General features: G+C 44.8%; 16 protein-coding genes and 1 tRNA gene. 9 read left to right on the top strand and 8 right to left on the bottom strand.

Features of this window, described 5'->3' with window-relative positions; all coding sequences use genetic code 11:
- The 5 genes from ICN34_RS10155 to ICN34_RS10135 form a co-directional block, all read left to right on the top strand.
- Nucleotides 1–5,636, top strand: a 5,636-nt coding sequence (locus tag ICN34_RS10155) for an S-layer family protein (protein WP_216122455.1), incomplete at its 5' end; no start/stop codon positions are given.
- A 31-nt stretch (nucleotides 5,637–5,667) separates the two neighbouring features.
- Nucleotides 5,668–7,512 (top strand): peptide transporter, encoded by a 1,845-nt coding sequence (locus ICN34_RS10150; protein ID WP_216122453.1) that lies wholly within the window; start codon nucleotides 5,668–5,670, stop codon nucleotides 7,510–7,512.
- Nucleotides 7,509–8,318 (top strand): peptidylprolyl isomerase, encoded by an 810-nt coding sequence (locus tag ICN34_RS10145; RefSeq protein ID WP_216122451.1) that lies wholly within the window; start codon nucleotides 7,509–7,511, stop codon nucleotides 8,316–8,318. The genes ICN34_RS10150 and ICN34_RS10145 overlap by 4 nt, the downstream gene beginning before the upstream one ends.
- A gap of 104 nt (nucleotides 8,319–8,422) precedes the next feature.
- Nucleotides 8,423–8,923: a hypothetical protein gene (locus ICN34_RS10140; RefSeq protein ID WP_216122449.1), complete on the top strand. Its 501-nt coding sequence runs from the start codon at nucleotides 8,423–8,425 to the stop codon at nucleotides 8,921–8,923.
- Nucleotides 8,924–8,946: 23 nt separating this feature from the next.
- Entirely contained in the window at nucleotides 8,947–9,489 is a 543-nt protein-coding gene (locus ICN34_RS10135) for a hypothetical protein (protein ID WP_216122446.1), read from the top strand.
- Nucleotides 9,490–9,540: 51 nt separating this feature from the next.
- Here ICN34_RS10135 and ICN34_RS11615 read toward each other — a convergent pair whose 3' ends face one another.
- The 3 genes from ICN34_RS11615 to pgi all read right to left on the bottom strand — a co-directional run bounded on the left by ICN34_RS11615 (nucleotide 9,541) and on the right by pgi (nucleotide 12,686).
- The gene (locus ICN34_RS11615; protein WP_216122444.1) at nucleotides 9,541–9,675 is read right to left on the bottom strand and encodes a type II toxin-antitoxin system CcdA family antitoxin; all 135 of its coding nucleotides are present in this window, start codon (nucleotides 9,673–9,675) and stop codon (nucleotides 9,541–9,543) included.
- Nucleotides 9,676–9,745: 70 nt separating this feature from the next.
- Complete coding sequence (locus tag ICN34_RS10125; protein ID WP_216122442.1) at nucleotides 9,746–11,131, bottom strand: phosphomannomutase/phosphoglucomutase; 1,386 nt, start codon at nucleotides 11,129–11,131, stop codon at nucleotides 9,746–9,748.
- A 64-nt stretch (nucleotides 11,132–11,195) separates the two neighbouring features.
- The gene (gene pgi, locus ICN34_RS10120; RefSeq protein ID WP_216122440.1) at nucleotides 11,196–12,686 is read right to left on the bottom strand and encodes a glucose-6-phosphate isomerase; all 1,491 of its coding nucleotides are present in this window, start codon (nucleotides 12,684–12,686) and stop codon (nucleotides 11,196–11,198) included.
- A 100-nt stretch (nucleotides 12,687–12,786) separates the two neighbouring features.
- Here pgi and ICN34_RS10115 point away from each other — a divergent pair, with 100 nt between their 5' ends.
- The gene (locus ICN34_RS10115; protein ID WP_216122438.1) at nucleotides 12,787–13,920 is read left to right on the top strand and encodes an NAD(P)/FAD-dependent oxidoreductase; all 1,134 of its coding nucleotides are present in this window, start codon (nucleotides 12,787–12,789) and stop codon (nucleotides 13,918–13,920) included.
- On the opposite strand, the gene ICN34_RS10110 is transcribed toward ICN34_RS10115, so the two are convergent.
- Both ICN34_RS10110 and ICN34_RS10105 read right to left on the bottom strand, forming a co-directional pair.
- Nucleotides 13,917–14,336 carry a type II toxin-antitoxin system VapC family toxin gene (locus tag ICN34_RS10110; RefSeq protein WP_072582528.1) on the bottom strand — a complete coding sequence of 140 codons (420 nt, stop codon included), beginning with the start codon at nucleotides 14,334–14,336 and terminating at the stop codon, nucleotides 13,917–13,919. The genes ICN34_RS10115 and ICN34_RS10110 overlap by 4 nt on opposite strands.
- 8 nt (nucleotides 14,337–14,344) lie before the next feature.
- Complete coding sequence (locus tag ICN34_RS10105; protein ID WP_216122436.1) at nucleotides 14,345–14,602, bottom strand: type II toxin-antitoxin system Phd/YefM family antitoxin; 258 nt, start codon at nucleotides 14,600–14,602, stop codon at nucleotides 14,345–14,347.
- 168 nt (nucleotides 14,603–14,770) lie between these two features.
- On the opposite strand from ICN34_RS10105, the gene ICN34_RS10100 reads away from it, so the two are divergent.
- Nucleotides 14,771–14,860, top strand: a tRNA-Ser gene (locus ICN34_RS10100).
- Nucleotides 14,861–15,127: 267 nt separating this feature from the next.
- Nucleotides 15,128–15,973, top strand: coding sequence for a hypothetical protein (locus ICN34_RS10095; RefSeq protein ID WP_255538648.1), 846 nt, complete (start codon nucleotides 15,128–15,130; stop codon nucleotides 15,971–15,973).
- On the opposite strand, the gene ICN34_RS10090 is transcribed toward ICN34_RS10095, so the two are convergent.
- A complete protein-coding gene (locus ICN34_RS10090; protein WP_216122434.1) occupies nucleotides 15,880–16,407 on the bottom strand; it encodes an Abi family protein in 528 nt (175 codons plus the stop codon). The genes ICN34_RS10095 and ICN34_RS10090 overlap by 94 nt on opposite strands.
- Before the next feature lie 384 nt (nucleotides 16,408–16,791).
- Here ICN34_RS10090 and ICN34_RS10085 point away from each other — a divergent pair, with 384 nt between their 5' ends.
- The gene (locus tag ICN34_RS10085; protein WP_216122433.1) at nucleotides 16,792–17,994 is read left to right on the top strand and encodes a hypothetical protein; all 1,203 of its coding nucleotides are present in this window, start codon (nucleotides 16,792–16,794) and stop codon (nucleotides 17,992–17,994) included.
- Between the two features lie 119 nt (nucleotides 17,995–18,113).
- On the opposite strand, the gene ICN34_RS10080 is transcribed toward ICN34_RS10085, so the two are convergent.
- Together ICN34_RS10080 and ICN34_RS10075 are read right to left on the bottom strand one after the other, a co-directional pair.
- Nucleotides 18,114–19,613 (bottom strand): Fic family protein, encoded by a 1,500-nt coding sequence (locus ICN34_RS10080; RefSeq protein WP_216122431.1) that lies wholly within the window; start codon nucleotides 19,611–19,613, stop codon nucleotides 18,114–18,116.
- A gap of 111 nt (nucleotides 19,614–19,724) precedes the next feature.
- A complete protein-coding gene (locus ICN34_RS10075) occupies nucleotides 19,725–20,330 on the bottom strand; it encodes a 3'-5' exonuclease (protein ID WP_216122429.1) in 606 nt (201 codons plus the stop codon).
- Nucleotides 20,331–20,630: the final 300 nt, after the last annotated feature.

The raw sequence follows: 20,630 nt of genomic DNA, 5'->3' as shown, positions 1-20,630 counted from the left end.
CTACTGACTACAACCTACAAACTACCAACCTCACTTGGGGCAGTGGTGGCCAGGCGGGCACTAATGCCAACATCACTGCAGCGACGATCACGCTGACTGCTGCTGGCAATATCAGCAAGGTCTATGACGGTAGTGCCAATATCAGCATTACTTCAGGCAACTACAGCGTCAGTGGTCTGATTACTGGCGATACCTTAACGCTGTCCAATGTAAGCGCTGCTTACAACAGCGCTCACGTTGCTAATGCAAGCAACGTGAGCATCAACAACTTATCGTTAGCGAGCATTGCTGGTAATAGCGCCAGCGCGACTACTGACTACAACCTACAAACTACCAACCTCACTTGGGGCAGTGGTGGCCAGGCGGGCACTAATGCCAACATCACTGCAGCGACGATCACGCTGACTGCTGCTGGCAATATCAGCAAGGTCTATGACGGTACGACCAATGTCACTGTTGCCTCTGGTAACTACAGCGTTAGTGGTCTGATTACTGGCGATACCTTAACGCTGTCGAATTTAAGTACAGCTGTATTCGACAATGCTAATGTTGTTAATGCAAGTAGCGTTTCAGTAAATAACCTAGCCATGACTGGTGTTGCTGGAAATCGCGCTAGTGCGCTAAGTGACTATGCGCTCCAAACGACCGCTTTAAATTGGGGTTCTGGAGGACAGTCTGGTACCAATGCATTCATTACTCCTGCCAACCTGACTATTACTGCTAACAGTGCAGTAACTCAATATGGCTTAGGTACTAACCTGACTTCTGTAGGCTACACCACTAATGGCTTGGTAGCCAATCAATCGGTTGGTGGCGTTACATTAAGCAGCAATGGAAGTGTTGTTAGCACTAATGTCGGTAACTACAGCATTACTGCAAGCAATGTATCTAATAATGGCAGCTTCAATACAACAAACTACAACGTTGCTTATGTTGACGGTAACTTGCAAGTTACTCCAGCTAATATTACTGTGATTGCTAATGATCAAAGTCGTACTTACGGTGGTTCAAATCCAACAACAGGTACCGTCACACTTGCTTCTGGCAGTACTTTGTATAACGGTGATACCTTGGGTAATGCCAGCCTTGCGAGTACAGCTACTGCAATCAGCAACGTTGGAAGCTACAACCTGACAGCAAGTGCTCAGACAATGAGCAATGGTTCTGCTGGTAACTACAACATTACCTATACCAATGGTACTTTGACAGTAAATCCTGCTAACCTTACTGTTACTGCTAATAGCGCTAATTTGACCTATAACGGTAGTCAGCAAAGTGTAAGTGGGTTTACCGGTAGCGGTTTTGTGAATAATGAAACAATTGCCGTGTTAACCAATGTAAGCGCTGGTGCAGTAGGCACCAATGCGGGAAATTATGTTTCACAGGCAAATGGCACTGCAACCAACTATAACCTCACATTTGTTAATGGCACATTGACGATCAATAAGGCAGCATTGACTGTCGCCGGCAATAGCGTCAATACCACTTATAGTGGTGTGGCACAAAATGTTTCTGGATTTACGGTTTCTGGTTTGCAGGGTACTGATACGGTTGCTACTTTAACCAGTATTAGTGCAACTGGTGCAAACGGTACCAATGCTGGCGTCTACATTAATGCCGTTACAGTCGGCACCGAAGCGAACTATGTATTGACCGGTACTAATGGCGCACTTAATATTGCCAAGGCATTAGTAACCGTTTCCGCGGACAATCAAACCCGCTTGTATGGTCAATCAAACCCGACTTTAACGCAATCGATGACAGGTTTTGTAAATGGTGAGACGGCTCTAACTGCCAATGTTGCTGGTTCAAGTACAGCTAGCACTTTGGCTACAAACCTTACTGGGGTAGGTAATTACACAATCGCTAGTAGCGTTGGTAATTTAAGTGCAGCTAACTATAACTTTACTGCTGCCAATGGCACATTGACGATTAATAAAGCGCATCTCACCGTAACCGCAGATGATCAATCTCGTGTGTATGGTTCTGCTAATCCAACATTTACCCAAACCATAACTGGTTTTGTAAATGGTGAGAATGCAACTTCTGCTGTTGTAACTGGTGCTGCGGTTGGCTCTAGTGCAGCAAACGCGACAACCAATGTGGGTAATTACACGATTGCTGGTAATACCGGTAGCTTAGCTGCAGCCAATTATGACTTTGCAGCTGCTAATGGCACATTAACCATTACCAAGGCGCAGCTTTCTGCCCTGGGTTATAAAGTTTACGATGGATCAAGCGCTATTGTTGGCGCAAATTTAACCGTTAGTGGCGTGAACGGCGAGACATTTGCTGCCTCGGGTGCCGCTACGATGACAACGAAGAATGTACAAACAAATCAATCCTTGTCTAGTCTTAATGGCTTAAGTCTTTCTGGGGTAAATGGCTCTAGCCTTGGAAATTATGAGTTATTAAATGTAGCCAATACAAGTGTGACTGTGGTGCCATTGAATGTCACTATTGTTGCGCCGAATGCTACTAAGGCCTACGATGGCACTACTATTCAGTTAGCCACAGCTTCTGACTTGACGGCCTTATCAGCTCAGTTGGTTGGTGGTGACCGAGTAAGTTCGGCCGCAATTACTTATAGCGATAAAAATGCAGGTGCCAATAAGACGGTCACTTTAAACTCAGTGGTGATTAGCGATGATAATGCTGGCGCAAACTACCGTGTGAGTGTTGCCGATGCTTCAGGTGGTGTGATTACTAAAGCGAATTTAACGGTTGGCGTAGTAAATGACTTGAAGTTTGTCACTCAGAGTGATCAGGCTGGATATGGCGGCGTCATCTATACCGGCTTTGTCGCGGGTGAGACAGCCTCTGCATTAACTACCGGCACCATCACCAGAACGAATGCAGGAGTTAATTTAGCTGGCAATTACACAGGAGTGCTGGTTGCCTCAAACTGGTCTGCAAGCAACTACAACATTAGTTACCAGGCTGGTAACTACACGATTGTTCCCGCAGATGTACTGGCTATTAAAGCAACCAATGTCACTGCGACCTATGGAACTACGCCTACTTACAATTTGACAGCGCAGTATCTTCATAACGGCACTATTGTTACTGGATTGGCATCATCCTACAACGGCACGGTATCTGTCATTGACGGGGCAGGGGGAGCGGCTTACTTTAACTTGAGCGCTATAAATGGTTCATTCAGTTCATCAAATAACTTGCAGGTAGGTGGTTACAACCTAAATGCTTCTAACTTAACCATTGTTGGCAATAACTTTAATAATTTGGCTGTAGCAGGGGCGATCACGATTACACCTAAATCTTTAAACAATAATTTAGGTGTTCAATCGATCACCAAGGTGTATGACGGTAGCACCAGTATTACAGCCGCGAATCTATCCTTCAATCAGACTCTCGCTGGCGTGCTGACCAATGATGCTGTAGGTTTGATTGGTTCCGGTAGTTATGCAGACCGAAATGTCGGCGCTAATAAGTCGGTGACCTTGAGTATGGGTCTGATTGGTGCTGATGCGCGTAACTATGCATTAACTATTAATACTTTGACAGATAACGTCGGCACTATTACCCAGCTTTCTTGCGTTACCTATATTGGCGGTAATACTAGCGGTAATTGGTCTTCGGCCTCTAACTGGGCTGGTGGAGCCATTCCGGACGGCAATAACGTCGCACGCGTCATTATTCCGACGAATGCATCGGTTGTATACAACAGTGATCAGGTCGGTATTACCGGAAGCAATATTAGCAACAGCGGCAATATTATTTTTGCATCAGCCAATCCATTTAACTTGACCAATAACGTGTCAGGTGGAGGTGTTATTACGCAACGTGGTGCTGGAAACTTAACGATTTCGGGTAACAACTCCATCAATGGCGTTGTTGACATTGCTGGCTATAACTTGACCTTGGCAAGCGCTAATGCAATGGGCAGTGCTACTTTGGTATCCACTGGCGGTAATCTATCTTTTGCACCTAACGTGGCCGTCTCTAGCTTGACTACGAGCGGCAATATCACGCTGAGCAATACTGCCAATATTGCAAATACATTTACAGCCAATGGCTATGTCAATGCATTAGGCGGTATTAATGCCGGCGGCAATCTCATTGCTAATAATGGAATTTCCGTTACAGGCGCTACTAGCGTTGGCGGTAATGTGGTCGTAACCGTGCTTGCAAGCTTCTCTAGTAATGTGACAACAGGCGGCGATTTCACTGTCAATGGATCCTCTACAATAGGGGGCTTTGTCAATACGACCGGCAATCAAAATTACAACGGTAACTTGACATTCCTAAGTTCGGGCACTCCATCTACAGCCAATAGTGCAGCGGTTTCTAACTTTTATAGTAGCGCTGGCAATATTAGCTTTAATGGCACAGTAAGTGCTGGTGCGGATTCAGCGGCATCGCAACGCGATTTAGTGGTCTCTGCATTAAATGGTACGGTTCTATTTAATGACCAGGTTGGTCAAACCATTGTGACTACTCAGAATGGTATCGTTCAGAACATCCCATATCAAAATTACAACAATGCCTCTATTAGCCCTTATGCTTTAGATGTGCATGCGCAAAATATTAAAGTAAGTGGCGATATCAGCACCTTTGGAGCACAGCAGTACACGGGTTCAGTAGTGATCGGCGGTAATGGCAGCAATGGAAATATTCGACTTTTGCTCTCCATGGATCCTTCGATCATTGTTAATGGGGATATTAACGGCAATACCGCTGGTCAAGATTCTTTGGTATTAGCTGCCGTTAATTTACCTAATGAAACGTCGTTACCAGTTATTAGCACTGGAAATATTGGCTTAATTACTCCGCTGGCTAATGTGAAGACAATCCAAGGGCAGCAAAATACAAACACAAGCGGTAGCCTTACACCTTTAGTTGCCGATATTAGCTTCCCAACAGGTCAGCTCAACTTAAATGGTTCTGTGCATACCGTCGGCAATCAGACCTACACAGCAAATAACATTTCCTTAAATGGTGCTAACACGTTGACTAGCCAGAACGGTACCATTGAAATGATTACAGGCTCTAATGGATCTTTAGGTGGTCTAGCCAATACTACTTTTGCCTTAGCATCAGGAGCAAGCTTGGGTAGTAATTTAGCTGCTTTACACCCAGCGAATATTTATCATATTCCTGATCCACCGCCACCTGCGCCTCCACAAGTGCAAAATATCGCAGCGCAGGTTACCCAAACCAATTTGGCCGATACAAAGCAATCCAAAGTAACCTTGTTGGCTCAAAATAATCAGTTCAACTCTATCCTTGCCATCAACATGGATCGTGTTCAACAAACTCTGCAAACGATGTCATCATCCTATAGCGATGCTGCTATGAGCACTGGTGGCGTTTCTGTATCGATGGGCGATACCGTCACGAGACCCGGTAATGCGCCATTGAGCGATTTAGTAACAAGGGTAGATAACTCCCCTGTGGGCGGTTTGCCAATGAGCGAGTTGTTAACTAAGGCAGGCATTTTGCCTGTAGGTGATGGAGCGTTAAAGAGTGACGGTTCGTCAACCAATGAGGGCACATCAAAACCAGGCGGCACTCAATCTAGTCAGGGCGCAAAAAAAGCGGTAAGCACTTTGGTTAGTGATGCGTCTGATGTCAATTGCACCCCAACAGAATCGAATTCCTGCTCAAGCAAATAAGATGGTCTTGAGTTGCTAATGAAAGTAATGAATGGTTTTTAAGCTCGAAGATTTTGAATATGCAGCATACAGTCGTCAGCATGAAGAGGCGGCTAGGATGCTGGTCAATCTATTGTCTATTCTAGATAGTAGTTATGGTGTTCCAGGTATGCAGTTTCAGGCCCAGCCATTGGCGGGGATTTCTGAAGATCAGCGTGAGGCCCATGTTGGAATTCGTCTGGCGTCTGCTATCTCTTGCTTGTTCTCGGACAAGGAATTTCACTTTGCACCGCAGAGTCTGACTTCTTTATTCACCTTGCAGCGTTGGTTCGCCACCATTTTTGGCTCTACGCTTTTTCTCAATGCTGACCATGTAGTACGTGCTTTGAATTTAGCTGGGAAGGGCAATCTTAGTCACCTTGAAGTTACTGCGCAAGACCTGCCTAAATTTGCATTACTGTATTTGCCCGAATCGGAAATCATCTTAGAAGTAGATGCATTGTGGGAGGCCAATAAGTATCTTGCTGCTTCGTTGGGAATGGCGCTGCTATCCCCGCGCTTTCTGGGTTCCCCACAAGCGCATGATAAGCGAGAGGTCCTGTTGCCTTGGCTGACAGAAAAGCTACCAGAAATTGAATCTCTCGAAGCCTTGCCTTTTGGCATCATGCATGACGTTTATATGCATTGCAGTTATGCGGATCGTCCAGATAAGCACGAAATTAAGGGTGCAATTAATCAGTTGATTGAGCGTTGGCTAGAGACGCACAAACTGCAGCCTTTAGATACGCCGGTTATCCCTCCCAAAAAAGGGCAAAAGCCCACGATGTTGGTAGTGATGGAATGGTTTAATGCAGGCCATTCTATTTATCGCACACACTCTAGAACCCTAGAGGCTGCCAAAGAGTTGTTCCATATTGTTGGTATGGGCCTAGCTAATGCCACAGATGCAGTCGGTCATGCGGTCTTTGACGAGTGGATTGAGATTAAGCAAGGATCCTTGCAAGAACAAATTTCTCAAATTCGTGCTGTAGCGGAAGAGCGTCAAGCCCAGGTGTTTTACATGCCTAGTGTTGGTATGTTCCCGCTGACAATGATGTTAGCTAATATCCGTTTGGCGCCAGTGATGGCGATGGCATTAGGTCATCCAGCTACCTCCCACTCGCGCTCTATGGATTATGTTGTAGTTGAAGAGGATTATGTCGGTGATCCTGATTGCTTTAGTGAAGAACTCTTAATTTTGCCCAATGACGGTATGCCATATCGTCCATCTGGACTGGCAAGTCAAAATCCAGAGCCGCCGATTATTCGGGAAAAGCCAGAAGTGGTAGATATCGTAGTGGCAGCATCCGCTATGAAAATCAACCCTGGTTTTCTGAATGCTTGTAAAGAGATTTCCTTACGTAGCAAAGTGCCAGTGCGATTCCATTTTGCAGTAGCGTTTGCACAGGGCATGGTTTACGAACAAGTTAAACGCGTAGTGCGCAATGTCTTAGGTGACTATGCCATTGTGTATGCCCACCGTGGCTATACCGAATACATGGATATCGTACGTAAGTGCGATATGTATATCAATCCATTCCCATTTGGTAATACCAACGGAATTATCGATACAGTAACTGCTGGATTGATCGGTGTTTGTAAGACGGGCAGGGAAGTGAATGAGCATATCGACCAAGGACTTTTTGAGCGCTTCGGTATGCCCAACTGGTTAGTCGCTACCACTACAGAGGATTACATTAAAGCAGTGGTCAAGCTTGCTGAAAATCATGAGTTGCGCAATGAACTCAGACGCAAACATGCTGGACCAGATAAGGTGCAGCGTATTTTTGAAGGTCGCCCTGAGATCATGGGGCAAATGTTGATGGACCGTCTTAAGAAGGCCAAGAATAATTCATGAAATCCAAATTAATCCTAATCCTATTAGCAGCAATATGCTTTTTCCTGAACTCCGTTCAGGCACAGCCCTCAAAAACTCTGCTGACCGTCAATGGCGCCAAAATTACCAATGCCCAAGTAGATCAATGGGTTTCGGTATCTGTATCCGATGGGGCTAAAGATACGCCAGAGCTACGTCAATCGATTGTGAATGATCTCGTTTTGCGTGAAGCCGTTGCGCAAGATGCCAAGAAGACGGGTCTTCTGACTAAAGGCAACAATGCTTTCAAGATCAAGATGGCAGAACAAAATGCCATGATGGATATTTGGTTTGCACAATACTTTGCCAGTCATCCGGTAACCAATGATGATGTGCGCGCTGTATACGACAAGCAAGTTGAGCTTAGCAAGGACCCAAAAAACTCAAAAGAGTATCTGGTTTCGCAAATCGTAGTAGCTAATGAGGCAGAAGGTGTAGAGCTCATTAAGCAGATCAATAATGGCGCTTCGTTTGCAGATCTAGCGAAAGTGAAGTCCCTGGATCAAAGCTCTGGTCAGCAGGGTGGCATCGTTGGCTGGGCGCTCCCAACACAGCTTACCACTCCAATTAATGACCTCGTGCCAAACCTTACTAAGGGCAAGGTCACACAAACCCCAGTAAAAACATCCAATGGTTGGCACGTCATCAAAGTAGATGACGTAAGACAGTTTGTTATGCCTACCTTTGACCAGGCAAGAAATACCATTGCTCAAGGCCTGATTCAGCAAAAGCGCCAAGAAGCTGTTAATGCTTTAATGCAAAGCACTAAGATTTTTAAGGGCAATTGATCTATCTAGGACTGGGTAAACCAGGTTTTCTTATCAGTGCAGTGTGATTAAAGGCAGTTTTGATAAATATTTCAAAATCTATTTTATTGGTGGTTCTGGCGGTGATGAGCCCTCAGCTTCTTGCCCAACAAGGTCTTAAATTTGATGATTGGCAAGTTCAGTACACTCCAAACTCAATTGAGGCTTTTACAGTAGGCGGACCCAACTCTTCCTTCGGAATGTATTGCAGCAGTGATCAATGCATGTTTTATTTGCATGATGCGTTGCTTTGTCAGCCTGGATCAAAATCTCCCGTACTGATGAGCGGTATTAACTCGACTGCTGCAATTGGCCTTCAATGTGCACAAGTTGGCGGAGTGCTCTTTCAAATTCTAGAGCCCTTTAATTCAGTTTTAGATGTTTTAAAGGCGGGTGGTTTTGTAGGTTTTGCCGTCCCTCTGCAAAACGGCACTTTTGGATTTTCAAGGTTTAGTCTAAAGGGCGCTCCTGAGGCTATTAAAAAGACGCTCCAAGAAAGTATTAATAATAAAAAGCCTCCGATGCCGGAAGTTACGCCTCCAAAATCTATTCCAGGCACTCAGAGGTTAAAAGAAATTCTGATTTAGATGCTTAGTGCTATTCTGAAGCTATGACCATTAAACAATTTAATGCCACCTATTTAGCGAGCGACGATCGCTTACTGTTTCGTTTCAATACAAGCGAAGATACTGAGTTTCGTTTTTGGTTTACTCGTCGCGTTACTTTATTCATCCTGGCAGCAACCTCTCATCTATTGGTAAAGAATCTAGAGCAATCCCATACGCCAGAAGCGGCAAAAGCTATTGCCCAATTTGGTGAGGAAGCTGTGAAGAAGGAGAGAGAACAGCGAGAGGCAGTAAAACCCGAGATTTATGAGCCTGCAAGCGTCTATCCTTTAGGCGCTGATCCTGTGCTGGTGATGGATGTTAAATGCGCTTTTGAAAAGCAAGAGAGCGAAGACATGTTGTCGTTGGATCTTGTGCTTCCAGGTGGTCCCAATATCAATCTCAAGATGGCTGGACCTACCTTGCAAGCAATGTGTTTATTGCTCAATCAATTACGTGAGCACGCTGCTTGGGGTGATGTTCCCAAAGTGCAAGAAGTGGCACTCACTGACGAAGTTAAAAACAGCCAGAAGCCATCGCTTCATTAGGTCCCGTAAAAGACTCTACAAATCACATAAATCCGATAAGGCTAATGTGAGCTAAAAAGATCTCCAGCGGTCTAATGGAAGCCCTTCATCCTCAGTGATCTTATTATATTCCTGAATAAATTGAGAATTTTCTATCAGCCAAAGCCGAAATTTTTCTCGAACACAATTTGTATATTGTTTATCCATAGCAGTACTCTAAACATAATTTATACGCAGTCAATATGCGCATAAATTATGTGGGTATTGCGTATAGAGCCTAAAACGGCAACTTGGCATCCGGCTTAGCAGCCAACAATACAGCCTTAAACTCCGCCTGAATTCTGGCAATTGCTTCATCACTATCCGCCTCAAAGCGCATCACCACCACTGGAGTGGTGTTTGAAGGCCGGGCCAAACCAAAGCCATCGGCATATTCCACGCGCACACCATCAATCGTATTGATGGATTCAGAAGTAGGGAACTTGGCATTCGCTTTAATAGTTTCTAGTAAAGCAAATGGTTCGCCTTCTGCGCAAGCTAATTGCAATTCTGGTGTGCAGATCGCATTTGGTAAGTCATTGAGTGTCTGATTGGGATCTTTTTCTTTAGACAGAATTTCTAATAGACGAGCACCGGTGTATAGGCCATCATCAAAACCAAACCAACGGTCTTTAAAGAAGATGTGACCAGACATTTCACCGGCGAGTGGTGCGCCAGTTTCTTTAAGCTTTGCCTTAACTAAAGAGTGACCCGTTTTCCACATCAAAGGCTCGCCCCCATGCTGTTTCACATAGGTTGCAAGATTGCGGGTGCACTTAACGTCATAAATAATCTGTCCGCCAGGATTTCTGGAGAGAACATCTTTAGCAAAGAGCATCATTTGGCGGTCTGGGAAAATTACCTGACCATCTTTAGTAACTACGCCCAAACGATCGGCGTCACCATCAAAAGCGAGGCCTAATTCATTATCGGTAGTTTGTAAGTTCTTAATGAGATCTTGCAAGTTCTCAATATGCGCTGGATCTGGATGGTGGTTCGGAAAATGACCATCAACCTCACAGAAGAGCTCTTGTACTTCGCAGCCTAAGGCCCTGAAAAGCTTGCCAGCAAAGGCGCCACCAACACCATTGCCGCAATCCACCACAATCTTCATAGGACGAGCTAACTTAACGTCGTTCACAATGCGCTCTAAGTACATTGGGAAGATGTCAAAGGTGTTTCTAGTGCCTTGGCCAGTAGCAAATTGCTTGGCTTCAATGCGTTTACGCAGCGCCTGAATTTGATCGCCATAGATTGCAGCGCCACCCAGAACCATCTTAAAGCCGTTGTAGTTCGGAGGGTTGTGGCTACCCGTAATCATGATCCCGGATTTTGGTTTCTTGCCATTAAGTGCCTGGTTGGCGCCAAAGTAGACCATGGGTGTAGCAACCATCCCTAGATCAATCACATTGATGCCGGTAGATAACAGGCCTTCGGTCAATGCTTCAATGAGGCTAGGGCCTGATAAACGACCGTCACGACCGATCACAATTTCTGTTTCACCGAGCTCACACATCTCCGTACCAAATGCCTGGCCAATGAGTTTGGCAATCGATGGATCTACAGTCTCGTCAATAATGCCGCGAATGTCATAAGCTTTAAAAATGGATGGAGAGAGTTGCATGAGTCTTCTTTCGATGTCTAGGCTAATGCTAGATCTACATAGCTATTGATCAGCTATCGATCAGCTACTGATTAAATAAATTAATGCGGGCGGCTGTCACTTCATCAATACCAGCTTCAGCTTGTACCGTGCCACCATTCTTTAAGGCAGCTTCAATTGGTTTAGCCAACACTTTGCCAAGCTCTACACCGGGTTGGTCAAAGCTATTGATATTCCATAAGGCACCCAATGCAGCAGTACGATTCTCATAAAGTGCCAAGAGTGCGCCTAAGTAGAAGGCATTGAGCTTAGGCAGAATCAGCAGGTTGCTAGGGCGTTTGCCTGGATAAGTATTGTTCGGGTTTTCAGTCTTTTTGCCATTTGCCAAAGCTTGCGCTTGTGCCAGGCAGTTGGACAGCAGAATGCGGTGATGCGCCTTTGCCTCAGGCAAATTGCTCATCGGTTCACGTACTGCGATGAAATCAATCGGAATGATTTCAGTGCCTTGGTGTAATAACTGGAAGTAGGAGTGTTGTGCATTGCTACCAGAGCTTCCAAAGACTACTGGGCAAGAGAACTTGACTGGCTTGCCATCACGATCAACGCTCTTACCGTTGCTTTCCATATCAAGCTGTTGCAACCACTTCGGAAACCAATCCAATGCATCTGCATACGGAATCACAGCATACGACTTGATGTTGTGTTTCTCTTGCTGATAAAGAAGGCTCAGCGCCATGATGACCGGGAGGTTTTCTTCAAGAGGAGCAGACTTAAAGTGCTGATCCATTGCTTGAGCGCCAGCTAAGAACTGCTTGAAGGTATCAAAGCCATACTGCAGGGCAATTGGTAAACCTACGGCAGACCATACAGAGTAACGGCCGCCGACCCAATCCCAAAAAGGATAGATACGGTCTTGATTAATGCCAAATTCTTCAGCTGCAGGCACGTTTGCTGTAACCGCAAAGAGTGATTTGCTTACTTGACTATCGGTAAGGCCATTATTTTTAAGCCATTTCACTACCGCTTTGGCGTTCATGCTGGTCTCAAGCGTCGTAAATGACTTCGAAACAATAATGACTTTAGTGCTATGCGGTAAAGCGCGTTGCAATATGCGAGCCAAATCAGCGGTATCGATATTCGCCAAGAAATGCATCCGCATGCCACGACTTTCAATATCGGGAACATGAGCCAAGGCTTCGATGGCGAGGCGCGGACCAAAGTCGGATCCACCAATACCAATGTGAATGACATCGGTGACGCCGACCCACTTATTGCATAGAGCTTCAATGCGGTGCCAAACTTGGGCAACATCCGGCATGACATCTTTGCCATTTACCAATACGGGAGATTGTTCAAGGTTGCGCAGAGCAGAGTGCAGGGCAGGACGGTTTTCAGAGTTATTCACTGGCTTACCAGCGAACAGATCGGCAATAAATTGTTCTAAATGAGCAGTTTTTGCCTGCTTAAAGAGGGATTTCCAGCTGGCAACATCAATGCCTTGATATGCGCTATCTAAAACGATATCTTGGGCGCTAAATAGGGTTTTCAGATGCTCTTCAGCTGGTTTAGAGGACATTGATAGATTTTATCAAGAAGTGTCCCAAAACCCACTAAAACACTGAAAATGTTACGATTTCAGGATGCAAATAACAATAATTCAGGGCTTGGGCAGATAAATGGATCAAGTCGACTGTGTCGTCATCGGTGCTGGGGTCGTTGGCCTGGCCGTTGCCAGAGAAATGGCCCTACAGGGCCGAGAAACGATTTTGCTCGAGCGGGAAAGTGCTTTTGGCACGATTAGCAGCGCGCGAAATAGTGAAGTGATTCATGCTGGCATTTATTACCCCAAGGACTCACTTAAGGCCAAGCTCTGTGTGGAGGGTAATCGCATGCTCTATGAGTATTGCCGGACTCACCATGTAGCTACTCAGCCTTATGGAAAACTCATCGTTGCTAGTGATGAATCCCAACTAGATGACCTTCAGGCAATTCTATACAAAGCGCAGCAAAACGAAGTCCCGGAAATCAAAATGATTACTGGCGAACAGGCCAAAGTAATGGAGCCCGAGCTCCATTGTGCGGCAGCAGTTCTCTCGGCCTCTACTGGCATTGTTGATAGCCATGGATTCATGCTTTCATTACTGGGTGGATTTGAAGATGCAGGCGGCATGATTGCCTATCAATCGCCGCTCATTAGCGCAAAGCCAATTGGAGAAAACGCCAAAGACGGATTTGAATTAGAGATCGGTGGCGCAGATGGCATGAAGATTCAAACCAAGCTGCTGATCAATTGTGCTGGTATGAGTGCACCAGCCATTGCGAAAAAAATTGAAGGATTGAAAGAGGATCAAATCCCCAAAGCCTATTTTGCTAAAGGTAATTACTTTTCCCTCTCAGGAAAATCACCGTTCAAACATTTGATTTATCCCATTCCAGAACCTGGTGGTCTAGGGGTGCACCTTACTTTAGATATGGGCGGGCAGGCCAAGTTTGGACCCGACGTCGAATGGCTTGAGATCGATGAAGAAAGCCAAATCGATTACACCGTAAATCCAAAGCGGGGCGAAGGCTTTTATGAGGCTGTGAGGCGCTACTGGCCAGGGCTTAAAGACAACGCTTTGCAGCCCGATTACTCAGGGGTGAGGGCAAAGATAGTCCCGCCTAATGCGCCTGCAGGGGACTTTTGCTTCAATGGTCCCCAAGACCATGGCCTGGAAGGACTTTTTAATCTATATGGCTTCGAGTCCCCAGGATTAACCTCCAGCCTAGCTATTGCCAAGCATTTAGAAGGTTTAATTAAGAGGTCTTAATCTGCTTGGGCTCGATATTCGAATGGGTTCAGTAAATTAATTTTAAATCGTTTGAAGTCTTTTATATTTCTACTGACCACGATGAGTTTCTGATCAATAGCTGTCGCTGCGATCATGGCATCTTCCCAAACGGTATTACTTTCTTTATGCATGAGCTTTGCCCACAATCTAAAGGTTGATCCCGTCATCGGTAAGACATGATGCGCATTTGAAACTTGTTGCAACCAACTTTCCAAAGACTCTGCTTTATTTTTATCTTGCTCACGAGTCAACTCAATGCCTGCTTGAATTTCACCGATCGAGACTGCGGAAATATAAAGATCATTATCTGAAATGTTGTCATACCACTCTAGTACTGCTCCATGCGGTTTTGGTTTGCGTAGTTCTGAAATAATATTAGTGTCTAGTAAGTACATGAGCAGTCTTACAGTTTGATGGATTTTCGAAATGCACCTTGGCCACGCTTTGGCAGCACTAGGTCATCCTTGGCTTGCTCTGAAAGCAAAAGCGATTTAAGAGAAGGTTTAGCTAACTTTTTCAATGCATTCCACTCCTGAATGGTGATTAATACGGCTGCTTCATGCCCCCGCTTGGTAACCACTTGAGGACCTTCTTCAAGGCAGGCGTTTAGTAACTCACTAAATTTTGCTTTGGCATCTTGAACTGCCCAGTGCTTATTCATCACCCGTACTCCTGACTAGTTATCTGACTAGTTTATCAGAGAAAAGGCTATATCGGTTGGTGCACATAGAGTATTCAAGACAATGGAAGCAATCTTTAGAAGGGGGCTTATTGCATTTTTAAGTAGGGGCTCACCGAATTCCTTATAATCTAGGACTCAATTCGCAAAGGAAGAGTGGCAGAGCGGTTGAATGCACCAGTCTTGAAAACTGGCGAGGATGAAAGTCCTCCGTGAGTTCGAATCTCACCTCTTCCGCCATATACGACAGCAGAGCCCCTAACCATGGGGCTCTTTGTTTTTGGGACTCTTCTACCCACCACTGTACCCACCACCAAAACATTGTCTGAGCTCATTGCCTGGCATGGATCAGAGAAGGTCATCTTGGATAGAAATCATGCTTAAAGGCCTAGCCGCTGTGATGACGTAATGGCTTACCCTCATCCTTACAGTGGGAAAATTCAAAAAACGAATCGTCGACTAAAAGATGGTTGGGTAGTGTATGAATCATGTGGCTCCTCTTTAACAATGGATATAACAGTTGAAGAAAGTAATCACTACATTACAGAAACTGGCCTAATTAATAAAAATTGCTGGCTGGGATTTGAAGAGTTGACTAACTGGCGCAACCTTTCATTTTACGAGGCGATGCTCAGTACTTGTCGATCTTCGCAACCCGGAATCCCTAGGATGGTGAGGGCTACTTGCAATCCATTTGGAGTAGGGCATGCATCAGTAAAGGAACGATTTCAGATTGGAAATATTCCAGCGGGAAAAATTATTCGACAAGAGGGTGCGCTCCCAAGAGTGCGAATTTATTCAACGATTTATGAGAACACTCATCTACTAAAAAACGACCCGAACTACCTGATAAGTCTAGAGTCGCTAAGTGATCCAAACAGACGTAGAGCCTGGTTAGAGGGTGATTGGGATATCCACGTGGGAAGTTTCTTAGAAGGCGTGTGGCAACCCTCTAAACACGTTGTAGAACCCTTTGCCATTCCGCCAACCTGGAAAGTATGGCGCTCAATGGACTGGGGCTATGCCAGGCCATATGCTGTCTATTGGTTCGCACTATCAAATGATGGAGTCTATTACCTATGGAGAGAACTCTATGGATATGGCGATAAAGAAAACACGGGCACCAGAGAGGATGCAACAGTTGTGGCGGAGAAGATCAAGAAGATAGAAGTTCACGACCAACGCCTTGGATATGAATACCGCATGAACCTAGCTGACCCATCTATCTTCTCCAAGATTGGGGCTGAGAGATCAATTGGTCAAATCTTCAGGGATATCTCTTTAAATGTAAGTAGCTCAACAGCCATCCAAATAGGAGGATGCTTTGGCGCTCCGGTGTATTTTGTTTTGTAATGGCTAATAAAAGTTTCTAAATCACGACCTTTAGATTGACTAGCAATAAGCTCTAATAGTTTAGGATGATCATAGCGATTATCAAAAATACTTTGATCTAGGTAACCATAGGGTCCATGATGTTTGGCAAGCGTATTGGCTACTTGTGTGCGTAGCGCTACTTCAATTCTTTCAATTGCATCCAACAGAAGTAGGCGTAATTCCTTGTCAAATAGATATAAATCTATGACATCTGAAAAGGCTGTGCCAAAAATAAATGTATGCTCGGCGATATTCGGAAGGTAAAACGGGCGGGTGTATGCTGAAAGCCTGAAGTAGCTAATGTTGCTTAGATAATCTATTACTTCATCATCATCATTTATTAGAAGGTTTCGATTTCGAAGACGCTCAATATGTTCTAAATGTGTGAGTGCTGGCTTATCGAATGTAGTCAATAGAATCCCCCAATAAAAAAACCCGCCAAAGTGTGCTTCCAGGAGAGGCATGGCGGGTGTGTTGCATCAATTATACATTTAATTACCGCAGATAAAAACCCTCTACTAGAAGCTTGTATTTTAGGTCTTCTGAAACATAAATCCAAAATTAGTCCTTTGGATGTGAGTCTGAATTTGTACACAAGATATGCCCAGCCAAAAACTAAAAACCATTTTTAAAAAATGGACTGCTCGCAGCACTCATGCGCGCGCTCACTGGGCAAGCGGAGGGATGGTCACGCGATGACGACTCAAATTTAGGAATGAATTGGCTCTCTGAACGAAGGCAAAAGACAAACGCTGAAATGAATTACAGCAGCAACTTATTAAAAGAGGAGACAGGCAATGACGCAAGTAGCAAATGAGGTGGAGGGATTTAAATCAGAGGTACTCACTAAGGGTGGTTCAATTCAAAGGGTGCAGGATAGAGAGGCCAAGAAAGAGCGCGAGCGGCTTGAAAAACAAGCCTATGAAAAGCACGCCGCCGAGAGCGCCGCCAGGCGTAATAGGGCAAGGGAAGAGCGCGCGCTTGAATTGATAGCGCAAGCAAAGGCTAGGCAGGCAGAGGCTCAATTTGATAAGGAGCGTAGCGCTCAGGCACAACAAACCCAAAAGGCGGAACGTAAGAGTCAGAGTCGGACCCAAGCAACCAACTTACTAGATGATTTAAGTAGGACCCCTAATGCATCTCTTGCCAAGCTATCTGAGGATATTGATGAGGGCGAAGTATTGGAGGAGGAGTCGGAAGCTCTAGAGCCTGAGCCTATATTTACAACCGTTAAAGGTGAAGTGCATGTGCCAGCATTTATGCCCGTTTTAGAAAGTAAGCCAGCACAACAAGCCCATGACCTAGATGAAATACTGCCTGCACCAGTCGCCATTACCGTCGATACACTTCCGAAAGCCGAGATTCAAGCTGAGACAGCGCAAGATCTAATTAAGAAGGTTTTGAACCCCGGACCCACGGACCCGAGTCCCGATGCCGAGCCTAGTGTTAATACAGAATCCTCTAGTGGCATCAAATCAAAGCGAGGGTGTGAACGTATTCAGAAAGTGATTAACGAAAAACGCGACCTAGAAAAGCAGGTTATAGATTTGCAATCTATGGTGGCCACACTTCAGGATGCGGTTCGTAAATATGAAATAGAAAGCAAGCTTGTCAGCAATGTGATGACTCTCGCCGATAGCCAGAAAAAGCCTTCCGAATTGGTTTCGGAAGCAAAGCTGCAAATGCTCAAGTTCTTAAATACCCGCTCAGATGAAATTGATCACACCGATAAGGCGATCTGCTTTAACAAATACATGTCAGACCCTTTCTACATGCAAGTCTTCGTGCAGAGCAATCAGCAAGAGCAGTGGCAGACCATGATTGAGTCTATCTATGAGGCAATAGGAAGGCCGGAGCCAAGCTTTGCAAGTGTTAAACCTATAGCAACCCATAGCCCTCAGCCTATTCGGGCGCGTACCTCAACCCTAGGGGCGCCACTGGCTAGCTCCGAAAACCCGATGGATCGGATTGCCCAGCATTTAGGCAATATGGGGATATAGATAGGTCTGAATTACATGCCACTCAAAATCAGTGGCATGTAGACAGAAATGTCTTTAGGCACCATAAGCACCTCATTTTGTCTACAAAACAGCAGATATAGCCCTATTTGGTCTACAACTTAGCTTATATCGTGAGGATCAAGCAATTGATACTGTGAAGGGTTGTCTGTAAATGCGTTGCAAACCTTCATTTTTTCCCAAAGATTCGGGAAGTTCGAATAATCAAATCCAGCAGTCCAGCGCCATGCACGAGTCATGGATCGAATGAAGGGGCTGGGATCATTGTTTTGAGACAGCGCTTTTAATGGCAGTAAATATTCCTCACGATAAGCTGTGGGAATAATAATGCGAGAGGCGGAGTGTTGAGTTAAGTAGGCATTCATCGTTAGGCGCGCGGTTCGGCCATTGCCATCCATGAACGGGTGCACTTCAGTAACTATAAACATCGCCATCAATGCACGCGCAAATGGGTCTTCCAGTAAAGCGATGCGCTTGAATCCTTCACGCAAAGTACCTTTTACAAGCTCGGGATGAACAAAAATAGTATTTCCTGCTTGGTTAGTTTGCTCTTTCCATTCACCTGGATTTTTATCTGGACGACTAGAGAGTATTTGGAAGTTACATTGCAAAAGCCACGCTAAGAAATCATCTTCATCTTTTGGGGGCTTAGAGCGAAAGGGCTGCTCCATGATTGCTTTAAAGGTACCCAGTAAGTCATGTGAATCTTCATTTCGTTTTGGAATCATCTTCCCATCGAAAATAATCTCGGAGGCCTCTTCGACGGTGAATGTAGTTCCTTCAATGTAGTTCGAAAAGTACGATTCAAAAAATGCGAAATTAAAGGCGCTTTTACCAGTTTTTGCCTGATCTTCAATGATGGGAAAAGGTTTTCTTAATGCAGAAAACAAAGTTTCGAAGATCTCAATGCGATCAGGATCATAAGGTTTACCAGCTGCGCGCGCTAATGCATCAGCTGCCCTTAAAGAGCGAGCCTTACCAGTTTGCATTAAGGCCGAAACAATCGTGTTCAGTGTTTTAAATTGAACCTCTAGACCTAATTCAGGGGCAATAGCTTTAGCATCATCACGTAGTGCATTGAGCTTATGTTCGCCACGAATGGTGCATAGCTTGCTTAAATAAGACTCAACCCAAGGGCGACCCATAGTACGAAGATCTGAACCTTTACGGCTATAAAGATTCTCTAACAGTCGCCTAACCTCCGAGGATATAAAGAGTTTTCCATACGGTGTATCGTTAAGCGAATCCTTGTGCGATTGAACTGCAGGAGGACCTGGCAAGATATTGAGAGTCAACCCTGGAAATGCTATTTGACGTGCTCTATTGCCAGACACCAAAAATATATTCCCACTATCATCCGGTTTGCAAAGGTGAGCAGAGCGGTAAGCTACTACGGAGCCTGGATAAAGATATTCGGTAATTTGCCGCCAATTTGGCCGAATGATTTGCTCGAGTGGGCTGTTGAGGTCGCTGGTGTAAATGCCGCGATAAATTTGACGCAAACGACCAGACCTAGCCAAGCGGGAAATTCTCTGTGCATTGGTTTTGTCTTCTCTCGAACTAAAAAGCAAGAGGGGCAGCTGGTCAACGGAAGTGTTCATAGGGTCTCAATTTATGCATTAATGTCAACAACTATGCATATATTATAGTTTAATGTCAACAAAAGTGCGTATAGAATCAAAATGACCCTATTTTTAGGTATATAGACACGGCTATTTCAAGGCCTTGGCATCGTTTACCAGTTGATATATCCGATTGTGCCTGTGAAGGATTTCAAAGAAAAGCCTCAAGGTATTGAGAGCATCAACATCTGCTCTATGTGGACTGCCTTCAAATTGAAGCTTAAAAGAACCCAGACCTGAGGATAGACCGCCACTGGGTTTTTTGCCCATGGCAAGCATGTGCAGGCTATACCAAGTTTTGACATCGATCCATCGACGACCAAAATAGGGAAAGCTGATACCTCGATCTTTAAATTCAGATTTCAGTTCAAGTGAATCGCCACCGCCCCAGGTAATGGGATTAACAAAGCAATTACGCGTAGTAATAATTTCCCCAATTTCTTTAGCTACTTGTTCATGTGGAACTGAATAGTCAGAAATATCCTGATTGCAAATGCCCGTTAATTGGGTGATGAACTCAAAAATAGGCTCTTGAGGATCTAAGAACCATTTATACATAGATAGGGATTGATTGACATAGTCATGGTAATTGCCAACGGCTATGCCGACCTGAATGATCTTTGGATTTACTGTGGAATTATCTTGAGCATTATTGAGCTCTAAATCAAGCGAGAAATAGTTTTGTTCTTGATGCATTTTTGATGAACACGGTTTTTAGTAGTGTGTTGATAATGTAGAGTCCCCCAAGGCTAACGTCAATGCCAAGCTCAATTCCTTGTAGGACGTCATGGTTAATTTATTGACTACACTAGACCTCAATATCAAGATCATCATGGCGACATATCTAAATTATGAAAATTCATGTACTAAGTGATTTGCATTTAGAATTTGCCGACTTTTCACCTGCATTGAATGTGGCAGATGTTATTGTCCTGGCCGGTGATATTAGCCTGCGCTCCGAGGGTATAACTTGGGCTAGAAAATCGTTTCCGAATC

The sequence above is a fragment of the Polynucleobacter sp. Tro8-14-1 genome, from assembly GCF_018881655.1.
In the GTDB taxonomy this organism is placed as follows: domain Bacteria; phylum Pseudomonadota; class Gammaproteobacteria; order Burkholderiales; family Burkholderiaceae; genus Polynucleobacter.
Note: the sequence above shows the minus strand (reverse complement) of the source record. Positions and strands in the feature narration are given on the sequence as shown.